15 protein-coding genes are annotated in these 17238 nt (G+C 62.1%); 10 read left to right on the forward strand and 5 right to left on the reverse strand.

Annotated elements, in window-relative coordinates:
* Positions 1-7: 7 nt before the first annotated feature.
* The gene (locus IEX57_RS10505; RefSeq protein WP_188704277.1) at positions 8-850 is read right to left on the reverse strand and encodes an SDR family oxidoreductase; all 843 of its coding nucleotides are present in this window, start codon (positions 848-850) and stop codon (positions 8-10) included.
* Positions 851-872: 22 nt separating this feature from the next.
* Complete coding sequence (locus IEX57_RS10510; protein ID WP_188704278.1) at positions 873-2078, reverse strand: Bcr/CflA family multidrug efflux MFS transporter; 1206 nt, start codon at positions 2076-2078, stop codon at positions 873-875.
* Positions 2079-2226: 148 nt separating this feature from the next.
* On the opposite strand from IEX57_RS10510, the gene IEX57_RS10515 reads away from it, so the two are divergent.
* Entirely contained in the window at positions 2227-3132 is a 906-nt protein-coding gene (locus IEX57_RS10515; RefSeq protein ID WP_188704279.1) for a LysR family transcriptional regulator, read from the forward strand.
* On the opposite strand, the gene IEX57_RS10520 is transcribed toward IEX57_RS10515, so the two are convergent.
* Positions 3129-4565, reverse strand: a complete 1437-nt coding sequence (locus IEX57_RS10520; protein ID WP_188704280.1) for an MFS transporter — start codon at positions 4563-4565, stop codon at positions 3129-3131. The two genes, IEX57_RS10515 and IEX57_RS10520, sit on opposite strands and share 4 nt — an antisense overlap.
* A gap of 121 nt (positions 4566-4686) precedes the next feature.
* Complete coding sequence (locus IEX57_RS10525; RefSeq protein WP_188704281.1) at positions 4687-5898, reverse strand: TCR/Tet family MFS transporter; 1212 nt, start codon at positions 5896-5898, stop codon at positions 4687-4689.
* 61 nt (positions 5899-5959) lie between these two features.
* Between IEX57_RS10525 and IEX57_RS10530 the strand changes: the two genes are divergently transcribed.
* Together IEX57_RS10530 and IEX57_RS10535 are read left to right on the forward strand one after the other, a co-directional pair.
* A complete protein-coding gene (locus tag IEX57_RS10530; protein ID WP_229708958.1) occupies positions 5960-6592 on the forward strand; it encodes a TetR/AcrR family transcriptional regulator in 633 nt (210 codons plus the stop codon).
* A 155-nt stretch (positions 6593-6747) separates the two neighbouring features.
* Positions 6748-7524, forward strand: a complete 777-nt coding sequence (locus tag IEX57_RS10535) for a hypothetical protein (protein ID WP_229708959.1) — start codon at positions 6748-6750, stop codon at positions 7522-7524.
* Between the two features lie 31 nt (positions 7525-7555).
* Here IEX57_RS10535 and IEX57_RS10540 read toward each other — a convergent pair whose 3' ends face one another.
* Positions 7556-8695, reverse strand: a complete 1140-nt coding sequence (locus IEX57_RS10540) for an FAD-dependent oxidoreductase (protein ID WP_229708960.1) — start codon at positions 8693-8695, stop codon at positions 7556-7558.
* A gap of 107 nt (positions 8696-8802) precedes the next feature.
* Here IEX57_RS10540 and IEX57_RS10545 point away from each other — a divergent pair, with 107 nt between their 5' ends.
* From IEX57_RS10545 to IEX57_RS10575, 7 genes are all read left to right on the forward strand, one after another.
* Positions 8803-9483: a TetR/AcrR family transcriptional regulator gene (locus IEX57_RS10545; protein WP_188704284.1), complete on the forward strand. Its 681-nt coding sequence runs from the start codon at positions 8803-8805 to the stop codon at positions 9481-9483.
* 299 nt (positions 9484-9782) lie between these two features.
* On the forward strand, positions 9783-10415 hold the full coding sequence (locus IEX57_RS10550; protein WP_188704285.1) for a response regulator transcription factor: 633 nt from the start codon (positions 9783-9785) through the stop codon (positions 10413-10415).
* A gap of 187 nt (positions 10416-10602) precedes the next feature.
* Positions 10603-11766, forward strand: coding sequence for an acyltransferase family protein (locus IEX57_RS10555; protein ID WP_188704286.1), 1164 nt, complete (start codon positions 10603-10605; stop codon positions 11764-11766).
* Positions 11767-11875: 109 nt separating this feature from the next.
* The gene (locus IEX57_RS10560) at positions 11876-14743 is read left to right on the forward strand and encodes an ATP-binding protein (RefSeq protein WP_229708961.1); all 2868 of its coding nucleotides are present in this window, start codon (positions 11876-11878) and stop codon (positions 14741-14743) included.
* A gap of 159 nt (positions 14744-14902) precedes the next feature.
* Positions 14903-15316 carry an Ohr family peroxiredoxin gene (locus IEX57_RS10565; RefSeq protein WP_188704287.1) on the forward strand — a complete coding sequence of 138 codons (414 nt, stop codon included), beginning with the start codon at positions 14903-14905 and terminating at the stop codon, positions 15314-15316.
* A 169-nt stretch (positions 15317-15485) separates the two neighbouring features.
* Positions 15486-15917 carry a MarR family winged helix-turn-helix transcriptional regulator gene (locus IEX57_RS10570; RefSeq protein ID WP_188704288.1) on the forward strand — a complete coding sequence of 144 codons (432 nt, stop codon included), beginning with the start codon at positions 15486-15488 and terminating at the stop codon, positions 15915-15917.
* Between the two features lie 3 nt (positions 15918-15920).
* Positions 15921-17144 (forward strand): Bcr/CflA family efflux MFS transporter, encoded by a 1224-nt coding sequence (locus IEX57_RS10575; protein ID WP_188704289.1) that lies wholly within the window; start codon positions 15921-15923, stop codon positions 17142-17144.
* Positions 17145-17238: the final 94 nt, after the last annotated feature.

Raw genomic sequence — 17238 nt, forward strand, 5'->3', positions numbered from 1 at the left:
CTCCTGTTTATTCGCCGGCCGGAAAATCGGTCGAAGCCGCCAGCGCGGTTTGTGTTTCAAAATGGGCCAGGCGCGCACGCAGCGTGTCCAGCGTGCTTTGCAGCGCTTGCGAGCCCAGCACCATGCGCAGCGGCGCGGGGTGGATGTCGACGCTTTCAATCATGCGTGCTGCCATCCGCGCCGGGTCGCCCGCGGCCAGGCCGTTTTGCGGGTCCAGCATGCGCAAAAAGGCATGGGCCGGCGTGTCGTCGTAAATCGACATCAGACTGGCCACTTGCGCGCTGCCGTAGCGGAACTCGGTCCGCGCGCCGCCGGGTTCGACCAGCGTCATGCCGATGCCAAAACCGGCGACTTCTTGCGCCACGGACTCGACAAAACCCTCAATGCCCCACTTGGTGGCGTGGTACAGCGAATTACCGGCAAACGCCACCTGCCCACCGTAAGAAGACAGCTGGATGATCCGGCCGCCCCCTTGCGCGCGCAGATGCGGAATCACGGCACGGATCAACTGGATAGAGCCCACCAGGTTAGTGGCAATCATCTGCTCGATCTGCGCGTTGGAGAGTTCTTCGGCCGCGCCAAACAAGCCATATCCGGCGTTGCTGATGACCACATCAATGCGCTTGAACCGATCAAACGCATGTTCAACCAGGTTGCCAATGGCGTCGGTATTGGTGACATCCAGCAACTCGGGGTGGAAGGTCTCGGGGTATTGCGCGGCCAGATCTGCGGCTTTGGCCAGATCACGCACCGTGCCGATCACCCGGTCGCCACGCGCCAGCAATTGCGTTGTGAGCTCGCGACCAAAACCGCTGCTGATACCGGTAATCAGCCATGTTCGTTGGGTCATGTTGTTGCTCCTTTTGAATCGATCAAGTACGTACCGGCCGGGCAACAAGGCTCAGCCGGGGTAGCAGTGCCACCACCAGACAGCCCACGCCAGCCAGGCCCACGATCAGCCCCATTGGCCAGGGCGTGCCGTCGGCAAACCAGCCCAGCATGGCGGCGGTGAACACGCCGCTGCCGTAATGCACCGCCCCGATCAGCGACGATGCCGCGCCGGCCTGGCGTTCAAACAATGACAGCGCACCGGCCACCGAATTGGCGACGATAAAACCACTGGGCGCCATGAAGAAAAACACCGGCACGGCCAGCCCGGCCACATCGCCAAAGCCCGTTTTTGCCGTGAAGATCAGCACCACGCCGGCCACCGCCACCATGACCGCGCCGAGCTGGAACAAGCGCTCGCTGCCCATGCGGGCAATCAGCCGGGTATTAAGGAAATTCACGGCCATCAGACCGACGATATTCACGCTGAACAACAAGCCGAATACGGTGGGGGACACATGGTAGTAATCGACATACGCAAACGGCGTGCCGGCAATGAAGGCATAACAGCCACCGTAGTAAAAACCACCGGCCAGCGCATAGGTCAGCAAGCGCGGATCGCGGATGAGCTGCAGATATTCGGCCAGCGTGTGGCGCAAGGGTGCGCGGTTACGGCGGGTTGGCGGCAAGGTTTCCGGCAGCAGTTTCAAGGCGAACAACGCCAGCACGCCGCAAGCAGCCAGTACGCCAAAAATGGCACGCCATGACCAGAATTTGAGAATCTGTCCGCCCAGCAAGGGCCCGGCCAGCGGGGCCACCGCCATCATCAGGATCAGCAGCGACAATATCTGCGCCGAGCGTTCCCACGCATACAGATCACGCACCATGGCCCGTGCCAGCACCGGGCCGGCGCATGCGCCCAGTGCCTGTACCGCACGCCAGAACAGCAACTGGTTGATATCCGCCGCCACCGCGCAGCCCACCGAGCCCACGGCAAACAGCAGCAAACCCGCCGCAATGGGGCCGCGCCGGCCAATACGATCGCTGATCGGGCCCCACAACAACTGGCCCAGACTAAACCCGGTCAGGAAGGTAGAGATCGTCAACGCGACCCGGCCCATGTCGGTGTGCAGATCATGGACCAGCGTGGGCAAAGCCGGCAGGTACATATCTGTGGCGATCGAGGAAAACGACATCAGCGCGCTGAGGATGATCATCAGGCGCAGGCCATGGTCGCGAGGGGTGTTCATGGGCGGCTGAACGCCAAAATGGTGGGCGATCTCTGTTGCATGGTTTTCTCCGGCAAGTGACAGGTCTGCGATGGAGAAAAGTGTATGACGCAGTGATATGCTGAACAATCCAGCCTGGATTGCATCTCTTAGTGAAGGATTTTCATCAATGCAGAAAACCGGCGTCTCTGAACTGGCCGCGTTTATGGCCATTGCCGAACAGGGGAGTTTTCGCGCAGCCGCGCGCACGCTGGATGTGTCGCCCTCGGCCCTCAGCCATGCCATGCGCGTACTGGAAGAACGCCTGGGCGCGCGCTTGCTCAACCGCACCACGCGCTCTGTAGCGCTGACCGAGGCGGGCGAGAAACTGCTGAACCGCATCCGCCCCGCCCTGACGGATATTGATGAGGCGCTGCAAGAAGTGACCAACGCGCGCGAGCGGCCGTCCGGCGCATTGCGGATCAACTGCTCTGAATCTGCCGCCACGCCACTCATACAACATGTGTTGCCGGATTTTCTGGCGCGCTATCCGGATATCCATATCGAGTTCGTGGTGGACTCAAGAATGGTGGATATCGTCGCCGCCGGTTACGACGCTGGCATCCGCATTGAAGAAGCGGTGCCCAAAGACATGATTGCGGTGAAGTTTGGCCCGGACATCCGCTTTGCAGCAGTGGCCTCGCCCGAGTATCTGGCCCGCCACGCGCCCCCGCAGGTGCCGCTGGATCTACTCAAGCACAGCTGCATCCGGTTCCGCTTTGAGAGCGGCGCGCTCTACCGCTGGGACTTGCGCTGGCGCGGGCGGCCCGTCAACCTGGACGTTAACGGCCCGATCACGGTCGGCAGTATGCGGCTGGCCATCGAAGCCGCGCTGCAAGGCATCGGCATTGCCTGGATCAACGAAACGCAGATCGAAACACATCTGGCCAGCGGCCGGCTGGTGCGCCTGCTGGGGGAATGGAGCCCGTCTTTTCCCGGCCTGTGTCTTTACTACCCGGCCAATCGCCACCCGCCCGCCGCCTTGCGCTTGTTTGCGCAAGCGGTGCGCGACTGGGCAGCGGCCACGCGGGCTTAGTGAGAGATTTGTTCCAGCGCCAGACCGTTGGTTTTTGGTCCCATCAGGCCGATCACCGCCATCACCACCAGCATGGCCGCCGCGATAAAGACAAACACGCCCGGCGTGCCAAAGCCCTTGAGCACGGCGGCGATGATAAAGCTGGAGAAAATGGCAGAGAACCTGCTCCAGGAATACACAAACCCGACCGCCCGCGCGCGGATGGCCGTGGGGAAGAGTTCAGCCTGATACGCATGAAAACTGTAGGACATGATGTTGCTGGCCAGGGTAATCAGAATACCCAGCGTCACCAGCATGATGGCGTCCGTGCTGTGCGCAAAACCCAGGCCGCAGAGCATGATCACAGCCGCCATCACCACAATGGCCGTTTTGCGTTCGATCCGGTCGCCAATATACAAACCAATCAGCGGGCCAACCGGCGCGGCAATGGCAATCAGGCTGGAGTACATCAGGCTGGTGGTAATGGTGATGCCTTGCTTGATCAGCAGCGTCGGCACCCAGTTGGCAAAGCCAAAAAACCCCACGGTCTGAAAAATGTTGAAGATCACCAGCATGATGGTGCGTTTGCGATACGGCGGCATCCACAGATCGGCAAAGCGGCCTTTGGCGGTATCGGCCTCGGTCAGATCAGGCGCGGCCGGTTGCGGCAGCGGGCGGCCCAGTTCAGCGGCGACTTTGGCCTCCAGCGCAGCCACAATCTGTTCGGCCTCAGCCAGGCGCCCCTGGCGCGCCAGCCAGCGCGGGCTTTCCGGCAGGGCGCGGCGAATCCACCACACGCCAATGGCGGCCTGGGCACCGATCAGCACCACCCAGCGCCAGCCATCCAGACCGAACGGTTTGTGCGGCACCAGCAAATACGCCAGAAACGCCGCAAATGGCACAGCCAGAAAACCGACGGCTTGCTCGCAGGCAAAGGCGCGGCCACGGATTTCCCGCGGGACAAGTTCCGAGATATACGCCCCGATGGTCACCATTTCCACGCCGATGCCGATCCCGGCCAGGAAGCGCCACACGTTCAGTCCCAGCGCGGTGTCCTGGAATGCCATGACCATGTTCGCCACCGAATACCACAGCAGCGACCAGGTAAAGATGGCGCGACGACCGTAACGGTCGGCCAGAAAACCGCAGACGCTGGTCCCGACAAACAGACCGGCAAACAGCGCTGCAATAAAACTGGCCACGCCGGTGGTGCCAAACAAACCTTGCGTGGTCGCGGTCAGAATGCCGCCTTTCACCAGGCCCGGCGCGATATAGCCGGTGTACAAGAGGTCGTACAACTCAAAGAAAAAGCCCAGGCTCAACAGCGCCACCAGAATCCAGACCGTGCGCGTGGCAGGCAGGCGATCAAGGCGGGCGGAGATCAGGGCTGCATCAAGCCGGGCTTGTGTGCCGGCATGGGCGGATTGGGTGCTGGAGTCGGGCTGGGCGGCCATTGCTATCTCTTCCTGGATTTTGAAAACCGGTCTGAAGCCGGTCTGCATGCGGCAAAGCGGCTAGCGTACCCGGAAATCGCACCGTCCGGGCAACTGCCACCAGAGATCTCCCCCCCTGCCCTCAACCGCCCCCTGCGGTAGCCAGGTGGGTGTTATGGCCCAGGCGCAAGCCCAGCACCAGCGGCACCGCAATGGCATACAACACCACCACCGACAACCAGATTGCGCCGGGCCAGTGCGCGCGCACGCCAAAATAGAGTGTGGAGAACACCAGCGGGGCGATGATGGACGCCAGGCTCACCACCGAGGCCAGCACGCCCTGGAATTGCCCTTGCTGGCTTTCATCCACCTGGCGGGTCGCCATGGCTTGCAGCGCGGGCGCGCCAATGCCGCCCAGGGCAAACACCGGCATGATCGCAAACACCAGCCAGCCCTGCCGGGTAAATGCCATCACCACCAGCGCCACACAGACCCCGGCCATGCCGGCCAGTACCGCGCCACGCTCGCCAAGCAGTTTGACGGCGGGCCCCGGCAAAAACGCCTGCGCCAGCGTCTGGCACACACCGAAGGTGCCCAGCGACAAGCCCACCCACAGCCCGTTCCACTGGAAGGCATCATTGCCCCACAAGGCCCAGCAGGTGCCGTAGACCTCGCCCGTGCCGCTGAAGATGAAAAAGATCAGCATTACCGGCAGCAAGGGTTTCATGGAGAACGCCCAGCGCAAGGGGCGCAGCGGGTTGAGTGCGGCCAGATTGACTGGCGCGCGCACTGGCGTGCGTGATTCCGGCAAGACCAGCAGCGCCAGCAAGAAGTTGGCCGCATTGAGAATGGCCGCCGCCATAAATGGCAAACGCAGGTTGACATCGCCCAGGATACCGCCCAGCACCGGGCCGATGATGAAGCCGGCGCCAAACACCGCGTTGAATAGCCCAAAGCGCCGCGCGCGCTGGTCTTCTGGCGTGATGTCGGTGATATAGGCCATCGCCACCGCCATATTGGCGCTGGTCAGGCCGGCAATGGCGCGCCCCAGGAACAGCAGCCACAACTGGCTGGAAAACGCCATCAACAGGTAATTGATGGCCGCGCCGGCCAGCGATATTAACAGCACCGGCCGCCGCCCCAGGCGGTCGCTCAAGGCGCCTAGTACCGGGGCAAAGATGAACTGCATCAAGGCATACAGCGCCGTCATGATGCCGATCCAGAAGGCGATATTGCCGGCATGGGTAACCTGGGCCAGCAAGCGCGGCAGGATGGGAAAGATCAGCCCGATGCCAACGGCATCCAGACCAATCGCACAGAAGATCACGATCAGTGACTTGTCGGGATATTTCATAGATTCAATATAATTTTGTACTGAGTACAAAATAGCATGTGCTATGATCGCCGGCATGTCAATGCCATCTGATCTTCGGACCCGTAAACGCCTCGCCACGCGGCAAAGTATCTCCAATGCGGCCACGCGCCTGTTTCTGGAGCATGGCTTTGACCGGGTGACGGTTGATGAGATTGCCGCCGCCGCAGACGTCGGCCGCATGACGGTGTTCAACTACTTCCCGCGCAAAGAAGACATGTTCTTTGACCGTGATGAAGAAGCGCACGAGGTACTGCGCGAGGCCCTGCGCCAGCGCGCGCCCGGCGTATCAGCCATCGAAACCCTGCGCTTGCTGGCACACCGCCTGATTGCCATGCGCAGCCCGTTTGTGGCGTTCTCGGCCGACAGCAAAGGCTTTATCGAAACCGTAGAAAGCAGCGAGACGCTCAAAGCGCGAGCGCGGGCCATGCGTGATGAACTGGGGCAGACGGTCGCCACCGGACTGGCCCACAGCGCCGGGCAAGACCCGACCGATCCTGCAGCGCAACTGGCTGCGGCGTTGCTGGTTGCCACCTGGACCACGGCTTTTCTGCACGCGCATCGGCTATTTCAGGCGCAGCGCGATACAGCGGCGGCCAATACGGCTTTTCTGGCCCTGATTGACCAGGGCACGCTGGGCGTGAACGCCGCGCTGGCGGGTTCGCCCTACGTTTGACTGCGCTTCACGCAGCCTCGCCCGTGCCTTGATCGATCATTCCTGCTGACTCACCGCGGAAATATGCAATCTTTCGCTGTTTTTTGACATTCAAACCGGTTTGATATCCATGAACGGCGGTTTAGACTCATTCTTCCCTTGTCTGGAGAATGGTCGTGAATACCCGCCTGGATCTGCTGCAGCGTCTGCAAGAAATTGGTCAATCACTTGAACACAGCGGCGAAGCACTGGCGCTGTTTGGTCTGGGCTCCGCCGGGATCGAGCGCGAGCGGATGGATCAGTGGTCTGACCTGGATTTCTTCGCCATTGCCAAAGACGGCAAGAAGGCCCGGCTGATCGACCTCCTGGACTGGTTATCAAACATCCGCCCGCTGGCCTTTGCCTACCGCAATACCATCGACGGCCACAAAGTCATGTTCGACGACGGCATCTTTTGCGAATTTGCCGTGTTTGAACTGGATGAACTGCCGCGCATTTTCTACTCGCCCGGGCAAATGGTCTGGGCGGCACCGGGCGTGCCCGACACCATTTGCCAGCCCATAGCGCAGCCGCCCGCCGCCAGAACAGAAAGCTGGCTGATCGGTGAAATCCTCGGCAACGTGTATGTGGGCCTGGGCCGCTATGCGCGCGGTGAACGGTTGTCCGGCTTTCGCCTTGTGCAGGTAGACGCCGTCAACCGCGTGCTGGAACTGACGGCGCTGGCCGCCGCACCAGCCGCGCCGACTGACCGCTTTGCGCCAGAGCGCCGCTTCGAGTTCCGTTATCCGGATCAAGCCGTGGCGCCCTTCATGCCCGGTTACACGGCAACGCCGCAGGCCGCGCTGCATGTGCTGGACTGGCTCAAGGCACGTTATCCAGTCAATGAAGCCATGGATCAGGCCATCCGCCAGATCGCCGCAGAGATTTTGTCCAGAACCCAAGCGACAGCGTGAGAAACACACGCGGCTAGCCGCGACGCCACGGTCAGGCGGACGCCGGCACCGCGCTGAACATCTCGACCAGGCTGTGCGGCGCCCGCGCGCCGTAGCAGATCTCCTGCAAGGCTTTGGCATCGGCGGCTGCGGCGGCGCTACGCACAAACATCTGTTGCTCAAAACTGAGCAGCGCCGCCTCGATATCTGCTGGCTGCGCGGCAATGGCCTTGCCCAGTTCGGCACCATCCAGCAAAGCCAGATTGGCGCCCTCGCCCGACGGCGCCATCAAATGGGCGGCGTCTCCCAGCAGTGTCACGCCGGGGATGCGCGGCCACTGGTGTTCATCCGGCAGTTCATGCACCAGCCGCACGACCGGTGCCTTGTCACTGGCGGTAATCATGGTCGTCAGCGCCGGGTGCCAGCCGGCAAACTCGGCAGCAAGGCAAGAGAGCGCATCAGCCTGCGTGGCCTCATCAATCCGGCTGAACCAGTCTTGCGGCTTGCGCAGCACCACATACGCGTGCAGTACGCCGTCCGGCTCCCGGTGCGTCAGAATGCCCTTGCCGGGCGTCACCGCAAACAACGCGCCACCGCCGGCAAGCTGCGCCGTGGCGGGGTAACGCTGGTCACAGTCAGACAACCAGGTCTCGACCAGCGCCAGCCCGGCATACACAGGCTGCGCGTCAGACAGCAATGGCCGCACCCGGGACCACGCCCCGTCTGCGCCCACCAGCACATCGCTGACCATGGTCTCGTCATTGGCAAAGCTGACCTCGTGCCGGCCCTGGCCTAGCGCCTGCACATGGCTTAGCTTGTAGCCCCAGCGGACCGTATCGGGCGGCAGCGATCCCAGCAAAATCCGGCGCAGCTCGCCCCGGCGCACTTCCGGGCGGCCACCGGTGCCGTCATCGTCGTCCTCAAACAACACCGTGCCGTCGGTCGCCAGCACGCGGGACGCCTGCCCGCCGTGATGGATCAGTTGCACAAATTCCTCATACAGACCGGCGTCCTTGAGTGCCAGTTGTCCGTTGAAATCGTGGATATCCAGCAAGCCGCCCTGGGTGCGCGCCATGGGCGAGGTTTCGGCCTCATAGACCGTGGCGGCAATGCCGTGGATATGGAGCACGCGGGCCAGCATCAACCCGCCCAGCCCCGCCCCGATAATGACAATCGATGTATTCATGTTCATTGCAGTTCCGTGATCGTTAAAACGCCCCGCCGGTGGCACATGACCATCACTGGAACGTCGTTCCATGATAGTATTGGAACATTGTTCCACTTGTGTCAAGACATCCCATGCCCAGAAAAGCGCAAAGCACGGAAAGACGCGAAGACGCCTTGTCGCGCGACCGGATCATTGAAGCCGCCATCGCCTTGCTTGATCGCGATGGCGAAGCCGGCCTGACCTTTCGCGCGCTGGCACAAGCGCTGGCCACCGGCGCGGGCGCCATTTACTGGCATATCGCCAACAAGAGCGATCTGCTGACCGCCGCGTGCGACGCCATCATGACCCGCACCCTGAGCGAAGCCACGCAGGCGGCAAGCACGCCGCAAGCGCGCATTCGCGCCATCGCGCTGGCCTTGTTTGATGCCATGGATCAGCACCCCTGGGTGGGGTCTGCGTTAACCCAGGCACCCGGGCAATTGCCCAGCGTGCGCATGCTGGAACACCTCGGCCAGCAAGTGCGCGCCTTGGGTGTGGCCGCTGAAACCCAGTGGATCGTCACCTGCACCCTGCAGAACTACATCACAGGTGTGGGCGAGCAAAACGCCGTCAACTCGCAATTTGCCCAGCACCAAGGGCTGCCGCGGGAGGGGTTTCTGGACGACATGGCCAGGACCTGGTCCGCGCTGGACCAGGAAGAATTCCCCTTCACGCGCAGCATGGCCCCTGCCCTGCGCGCCCATGACGACCAGGCGGATTTTCTGGCGGGCATTGATCTGATCCTGGCCGGCGTACACAGACCGCAGCGCTAAATACGCAGCACCGGCCACCGCTGCGCAGCCCAGGCAGGAGCCCCGGCCCCTTCGCGCCCAAATATTCCATTTGCATAACGCACCTTTTATTCAAAAAAAAGCATTCGGGTGCAAGACCAACCGGCGCTGACCCCGGAATACTCAATCCCGGTTTTGATTGAACTTGCACGCGTCAGCCAGCGCAACCAGGTGCTGGTCCGCGCCCCTGCGGGCACGCAGGCCGGATCACCCCACTGCTGCGGGGCGCCTGCAACTCACCGTCCGGGTGCAGAACAACCATTGTCAGCCAAGGGATTGCCATGATCGACTCTATGCCATTGCATGTTGCCGTAGCGCACCGCAACCCGTTGATTGCCTGCGGCATCGAAAGACTTCTCGCTTTCGCAAAAGACATCACCGTATCGATACACCAGCCAGACTGGGTCGAGTCACGCCGCTTTACCGGTATTGATGTCCTGATCGGGGATTACGACACCGCTTGCCAGTTCATGCAGCGATTGCGCGGTAACTCGCGTTATCCGGAACATGCCCCACGGGTGTTGCTGTTAACCGTGCGCGACAGCGAGCGGGAAATGCGCACCGCGTTTGATCTTGGCATTCACGGCTATCTGCTGATCGATTGCGATGCCGGCGCCCTGGAAGACTGCATCCGCAGGCTGGCAGCGGGCCAGCGTTATCTGAGTGACACGCTGTCGCAGCGGCTGGTGGACTCTCTCTCCCGCGAGTCACTGACTGCGCGGGAGCAAGATGTGCTGACGCTGCTGGCCAACGGTAATTGCAACCGGGAGATCGCCAGCTCGCTGGGCATTTCTGTCGGCACCACCAAAACGCACGTCGCCTCCATTCTGGGCAAACTGCAAGCCAGTTCGCGTACCCGCGCCGCTGCCATTGCCAGAGATCGCGGGCTGATTACGGTGAACCCGGGGCCCTGACGGGGTGTTAGCAAAGTGGGCGACCGGCAGAGGTCATCGCCTTGCCCTCCCACGTCATGACGCGTCTTTTTCAGCACGGATAGCGGGCCCCTGCTGACGCCCATCCTGATGAAATTACAGGCAAAGTTGCGGGCCAACGGGGCTTCGGTTACGATCCAGGCCCCTTTCCCGTGCAGCCGTCACCGTTATGTCCTCTTTGCCCTCTGCGCCCGCTGGCGCAACCCGCTACGCGGAACTTGAAAGCCTGCGCGGGCTGGCGGCATTGCTGGTGGTGCTGTTTCATGTTCCTGGCTGGAATAGCGCATTGCATGATGTTGCAATCATCCGCAACGGCGCGCTGATGGTGCAGTTGTTTTTCGTCTTGTCCGGCTTTGTGATTTACACCGCCTATGGCCAGAAGCTGGAGTCCGGCAGCGCCGTGTTGCGTTTCCAGTTGTTGCGGCTGGGGCGGCTGTACCCGGTGCATCTGCTGATGCTGGCGATCTTTCTGGCGGTAGAGTTTCTCAAGTCGCCCTTGCTGAAAATGGGCTACAACCTGGGTGATCCGTTTGTCTCCAACACCTGGCATGCCTTTTTCCAGCAACTGCTGCTGATCCAGGCCATCGGCCCGCATAACGCCGGGTTCACCTTTAACGGCCCGGCGTGGTCGATCAGTGTGGAGTTCTATACCTACCTGCTGTTTGCCGGCGTGGTGTGCCTGTTACCGCGGATCAAGCTGTGGGTTTGCGCCGTGCTGGCACTGGGCGCGATGTACATGATGTGGGCACAACTGGGGGCGGATTACGTCAACCTGGTGTGGTGCGTGGCCGGGTTCTTCCTTGGCTGTCTGATTGCCGCGCTGGTGCAGGCGCGCTCGTTGGTGCTGCCCGCTTTTACACCGTGGCTGGCCTTTGGCTTGTTGCTGGCGTTTTTGCAGTTCAACCACAGCGTGCGTAACGATGTGGCGATCTTCCCGCTGGCCGGTTTGCTGATTCTGGGTATTGTCTGCGGCCGGCCGGGGCTGTTCCAGCGCGTGTTGCGTGCGCCGGCGCTGCAATGGCTGGGCCAGCATTCTTATGCCATCTACATGGTGCACGCCTTTGTGCTGTACCTGCTGTTTCTGGCTTTGTTCTATGGTCTGCCGGATCGTATTCCGGATGACTCCAACCTGCCACAGCTGCAACTGGTCGAAGCCGCAGGCGTTTATCTGGTCTTTCTGGCGGTCACCCTGGCTCTGGCAAGTGCTTTGCATCGTTATGTTGAAACCCCATGGCGCACCCGCAGCCGGCGCTGGATTCAGCAAGGCGTCGGCGCCTGGTGGATCTGGGGTGCGATGGCCCTGTTGTGCGGCATGCAATACCTGAGCCGGTAACTGCATTTTGTGCTCGAAACCCGCATGCCAAATGGGTACTCTTGCGCTGAACCCGGCAACGCCGGTTTCGCCCTCCACCTTCATTCACCAGACACCCCACTGAACCTTCATGGCCAGATCGCACATGCGCCCGATTTCTCCGTTTGATCCAGGTGCATGCCTCTGTTTTGGCTCATTCAAGTTGTTCCCTGCCGAGCGCTTGTTAACACGCCAGGGCGTACCGGTAGAGCTGGGTGGCCGGGCGCTGGACGTGCTGCTGGCCCTCGTCGCCCAGGCCGGTTCAGTGGTCGAAAAAGACGCGCTCATCGCCGCCGCATGGCCCGGCATGGTGGTAACCGAAGGCAGCCTGCGGCTCCAGATCACCCTGATCCGCAAAGCGCTGGGCGACGGGGTTGATGGTGCCCGGTATATCTCTAATGTGATGGGGCGCGGGTACAGCTTTGTTGCCGAGTTATCAACCCAGGGCGAGTTGCTGGCGCCGGATGAACACATTGGGGCGCAGCGGCTGGACGTGAGCCTGCCCGGGCAAGTGACCGAACTCTACGGGCGCGGCCAGGACGTTGCCGCGATCTCGCAACGGCTGGCGGCCAGCCGGTTTCTCACGATTGTCGGGGCCGGCGGTGTCGGCAAGACCAGTGTCGCGATCAAGGTCGGCCATGACAGCCGCGAACGGCTGGGCGATGCGATTGCCTTCGTCGACTTCGCCGCGCTGAGCGATCCGGCCCTGGTGCCCACTGCCGTGGCCGCCGCGCTGCGCCTGTCGGTGCGTTCTGCCGACCCGCTGCCCAGCTTGCTGGCCTGGCTGCGGGACAAGCGCCTGCTACTGATTCTGGATAATTGCGAGCACGTGATCGATGCCGCTGCGGGGCTGGCCAGTGGCATTGCGCAAGCCACGACAGATGTACACATCCTGGCCACAAGCCGCGAACCCTTGCATGTGCCCGGCGAGCAGGTTTTCCGGCTGGAGCCACTGGCCACGCCGCCTGATCAACCTGGCGTGACCGCCGATGCCATCCTGGCTTACCCGGCCACGCGGCTCTTTGTAGAGCGGGCCGGCGCCAGTGGTGCGACGCTGGATGTGAGCGATGCCGACGCGCCCGTGGTCGCAGATATCTGCCGCAAGCTGGACGGTCTGGCGCTGGCGATTGAACTGGCTGCGCGGCGTGTGGCCACCTACGGGCTTCAGCAAACAGCTGCGCTGTTGAACGAGCGCCTGACGCTGGCATGGCGCGGTCAGCGGGGCGCCTTGCCACGCCACCAGACGCTGCGCGCCACGCTTGACTGGAGCTACGACCTGCTGGACGACCGGGAAAAGCGCGTGCTCTGCCAGCTTCCCGTCTTTGTCGGGGATTTCACGCTGGCGGCCGCGCGGCAAGTGGTGCCCGCGGGCGCGCTCTCAGAAGAAGACGTGGTCGACACACTGGCCTGTCTGGCAGAGAAATCCCTGCTTGCGGTGCATCTGACCGGCTCGCTGATCCAGTACCGCCTGCTGGAAAGCACGCGCGACTATCTGTTGTCCAAATCAGACCAACAGATCGACGGCCTGGCGCGACGGCACGCACGTTACGTCCTACGCCATCTGGAAGACCTCTGCGCCGCGCCTGCGGCCAGCAGCGCCAGCGCGCCGGCCGATATCGCCAATGTGCGCGCCGCGCTGGAGTGGAGTTTCGGCCCGGATGGCGAGATTGATCTCGCCGTCGCCGTGGCCGCCGCAGCCACCCCCATGCTGCTGGCGACGTCCCTGCTGATCGAATGCCGCCAGTGGGCCGAGCGGGCACTCCGTGTCCTGAATCCGGTGGTACACGGCCTGCGCGCCGAAATGCAGTTATTCGCCGCGCTGGGCTTGTCCTTGATGTTTACCCGCGGCAATACCGACGATGTGCGCGTAGCGCTGGCCAAAAGTCTGGAGCTGGCCCAGGCGCTGGGCGATGCGCCCAGTCAGGTCCAGTTGCTGGGGGCGCTGCAGATTTTTGACGAGCGCGTCGGCAATTTCAAAGCGTCACTCAGTGAAGCCGAACGCAGCATGAGCGTCGCGACCGCCAGTGCTGATCCGGCCACCATCGCCACGGCGAATGCCATCATGGGCCTGTGCCAGCATCTGATCGGCGATCAGATCGCAGCGCGCACCTTGCTGGAAGCCGCCCTCGCCGCGCCAATGCAACCCCGCCGCACAAGCTCGATCTACATCGGCTTTGATCACCGCAATCGGGCCGGCATTGCCCTGGCGCGCACGCTCTGGCTGCGGGGCCACGCAAATCTGGCCATGCAGACGGCACAGCGCACCGTGGAAGACGCCGGCAAACTGGATCACCCGGTCACGCTGTGCATTGCGTTGATCTGGGCGGTGTCGGTTTACGTCTGGGCGGGCGATTTTGCGCGGGCCGAGGCCGATATCGATCGCTTTATCGCCTGCGCCCAGGCCCATTCGCTCGGGCCGTATCTGGCTGTCGGCCGGGGCGTGAAAGGCGAGCTGGCTATCCGCACAGGCGTCGACATCGAGCAAGGCATTGCGGCCATTCGCAGTTGCCTGGTTGAACTGCATGAGTCGCGCTACGAGTTGCTGAACACCGGGTTCAACCTGGCCCTGGCCGAGGGCCTTGGGGCTGCCGGCCGGACCGGCGAAGCGCTCGCTCTGCTGGAACACACCATTGCAGAGGTCAACGCGAACGGCGACCTTTACTACCTGCCCGAACTATTGCGGATCAAGGCGCGTACCTTGCAGCAGACCGAAGGTGATCATGTCCTGGCCGCGCAGGCCTGCCTGGCTGAAGCACTGGCACTCAGCCAGCGCCAGGGCGCGCTGTCCTGGACGCTGCGCGCAGCCACCGACCTTGCCCGCCTGTGGGCGCCCGCCAGACGCCAGCAAGCGCGTGACCTGCTGGCCAGCACCCTTGGCCATTTCGAAGAAGGTTTTGAGACGGCCGATCTGCTCGCAGCCAGTTTACTGCTGCAACAACTGGACTCACCCCGGGATTGAGCGCACCGGCGGCCGCACCGCGCTAACACTTCATCACAACGCATAACGTGCGCGTCACGCGTTCCATCCATACGATTCCATATGCATAAATCGCGCGGTACGGCCTGGCCCTGGTCAGGCTACCGCGATGACCTGTCACTGCATCAAGGAGTCGGCCCCATGGAACAGCACAAAGCCATTTACACCGCAAAGGTCCAGACCATCGGGAGCAGCAACGGCACCGCCCGCAGCGTCGACGGCCGTTTCAAAGACTTGCTGGCACCGCCGGACGCAGAGGCGCCGGACACCAGGCCAGAACAACTTTTTGCTGCCGGCTGGTCGGCCTGTTTCGAAGGGGCGATGCAACTGGCGGCCCGCAAGATGAACGTATTGCTGCCGCCAGGCTTTGCCATCAACACCGAAATCGACCTGCAAGACGCAACGGACGGCTATTTTCTGGGCGCACGCCTGAAGGTGAGCCTGCCTGAACTGGAGCGCAATGTGGCGCAGGCGATCATTGATGCCGCACACCAGACTTGCCTGTATGCCAGTGCCACGCGCAGCAATATCCACGTGGCCCTCAGCTTCTCCTGAACAACATCCCACGCAAGCGCGCCCTGCTGCAGGCGCGGGGACGCGTGCGCTCTGGCTTGAGGCGCTCATCGCCGTCACAGATCAGCGTTTGTTCCCGGCTTGAAATGACAATTGACTTTGTCATGAGTTGATAAATACAATTGTTGCATAAGTCAACTCAGAGACAAGCATGCTTCCCTATCTCGGCCACAAACTGGCGCATGTCGTGAACCTCAAGCGGCGAAAGCTGGACATTTATCTGCAAAGCGCCGGCATTACCCGGCCGCAATGCCAGGTGCTGTTGATGCTGCACGTGCATGGCGACGGCACGCAGAAAAACCTGCTTGGCCAACTGGATATGGACCCGGCCCAACTGGCCCGCACGCTGGATGCGCTGGAAAAAGACGGCTACGTGACCCGCCGACCCTGGCAGGAAAACCGCCGCTGTATGTTTGTCCAGATGACCGAGCTTTGCCGCAATGAACGCATGCCCGGCCTGCTGGCCGCCATGAACAGCGTGGAACAGCAAATGTTTCTGGGTTTCAGCGAAGAAGAACACGCCCGGATGCACGCCATGCTGGACAAGATGAACACCAATCTGCAGCCCGACGAGGAGCAATAATCAATGACAGATAACACGCTCTCCCTGACCCCCTGGCAGCAGAAACGCATGCTGGCTGTACTGTTGCTGCTGATGCCGCTGTTCGGCATGGCGGTTGACCTGATCGCCCCGTCGCTGCCGGCCATGGCCTCTGAACTGGGCCAGTCCGACAGCGCCGTCAAGAACCTGATCAGCCTGTATCTGCTGGGCTACGCGCTGGGCAATTTCTCGTCCGGCTTTCTGACAGACGCCTGGGGCCGCCGCAAATTGCTGCTGGGTGGCATGGCCGGTTTTGTGGTGATCAGCCTGTTGCCCTTGTGCTTGCCGTCGCTGCCGGTACTGCTGGCTACCCGCCTGATTCAGGGTCTGATGGTCGGCACGGTTTCGGTAGTGGCGCGCTCCATCTTTCCGGATGTGCTCGAAGCGCATGAACTCGTGAAAATCGGCGTGCTCTCCGGCAGCATGTTCGGCCTTGGCCCGATCATCGGCCCGGTGCTGGGCGGTTATCTGCAGGTGTACGCTGGCTGGCAGGCATGCTTTGTGTTCTTCGCCGTCTCTATGGCGTTGATGTGGTTGCTGGTGGTCTTTCTGGTGCCGGAAACCCATTTCCGCCGTCACCCGCTGTCCGTGCACACCATTCGCCGCAATCTGGGCGAAGTGATCCGCCATCGCCAGTTCATGGGCATGGTGGTGCTGATGGGCGCCATTTATTCGATGAGCATTGCCTTCAACACCGTCGGCCCGTTCATTATCCAGAGCGCCTGGCATTACTCCCCGATCACCTTTGGCCACATCGCCTTCGGTCTGGGCTGCGTGTTCATGCTGGCAACTTTTGTCTGCCGTGCCGTGGTCAAACGGTTCCCGGTGGCCCGCGTGCAGCAAGTCATGACCAGCCTGCTGCTGACCGTGGTGCTGATCGCGCTGGGCCTGGCTCAGATCTGGCCGGAAAGCCTGCCCCTGCTGTGCGGCATCAGCGCCCTGATGTTCTTCGGCCAGGGCATGTTGTTCCCGATGTCCATGGGCCGCGGCTTGTCGCTGTTCCGGCACATCGCCGGCACCGCCACTGCGCTGATGTTCCTGATCAACATCCTGATCACCAGCGTGACCTCGTTCCTGCTCAGTTTGTTGTCGGTACACAGCGCACCGGCCTTGCTGGTGGTGTACCTGATCCTGGCGCTGATCTGTTTCTTTGCCAACCGGCTGCTGATCCAGCCAGCGGAACAAGCCGAAGTCCGGCAGGCGGCGTGATGAGCTGCAGGTGAGCCCCGGCGGGTATGCACGGGGCTCATCCTGCCGTCGCAGCGGGTTGAGGAATGACATACGGCTGGCCGCATCCGCCAGG

The sequence above is a fragment of the Silvimonas iriomotensis genome (genome assembly GCF_014645535.1).
GTDB classification, from domain to species: domain Bacteria; phylum Pseudomonadota; class Gammaproteobacteria; order Burkholderiales; family Chitinibacteraceae; genus Silvimonas; species Silvimonas iriomotensis.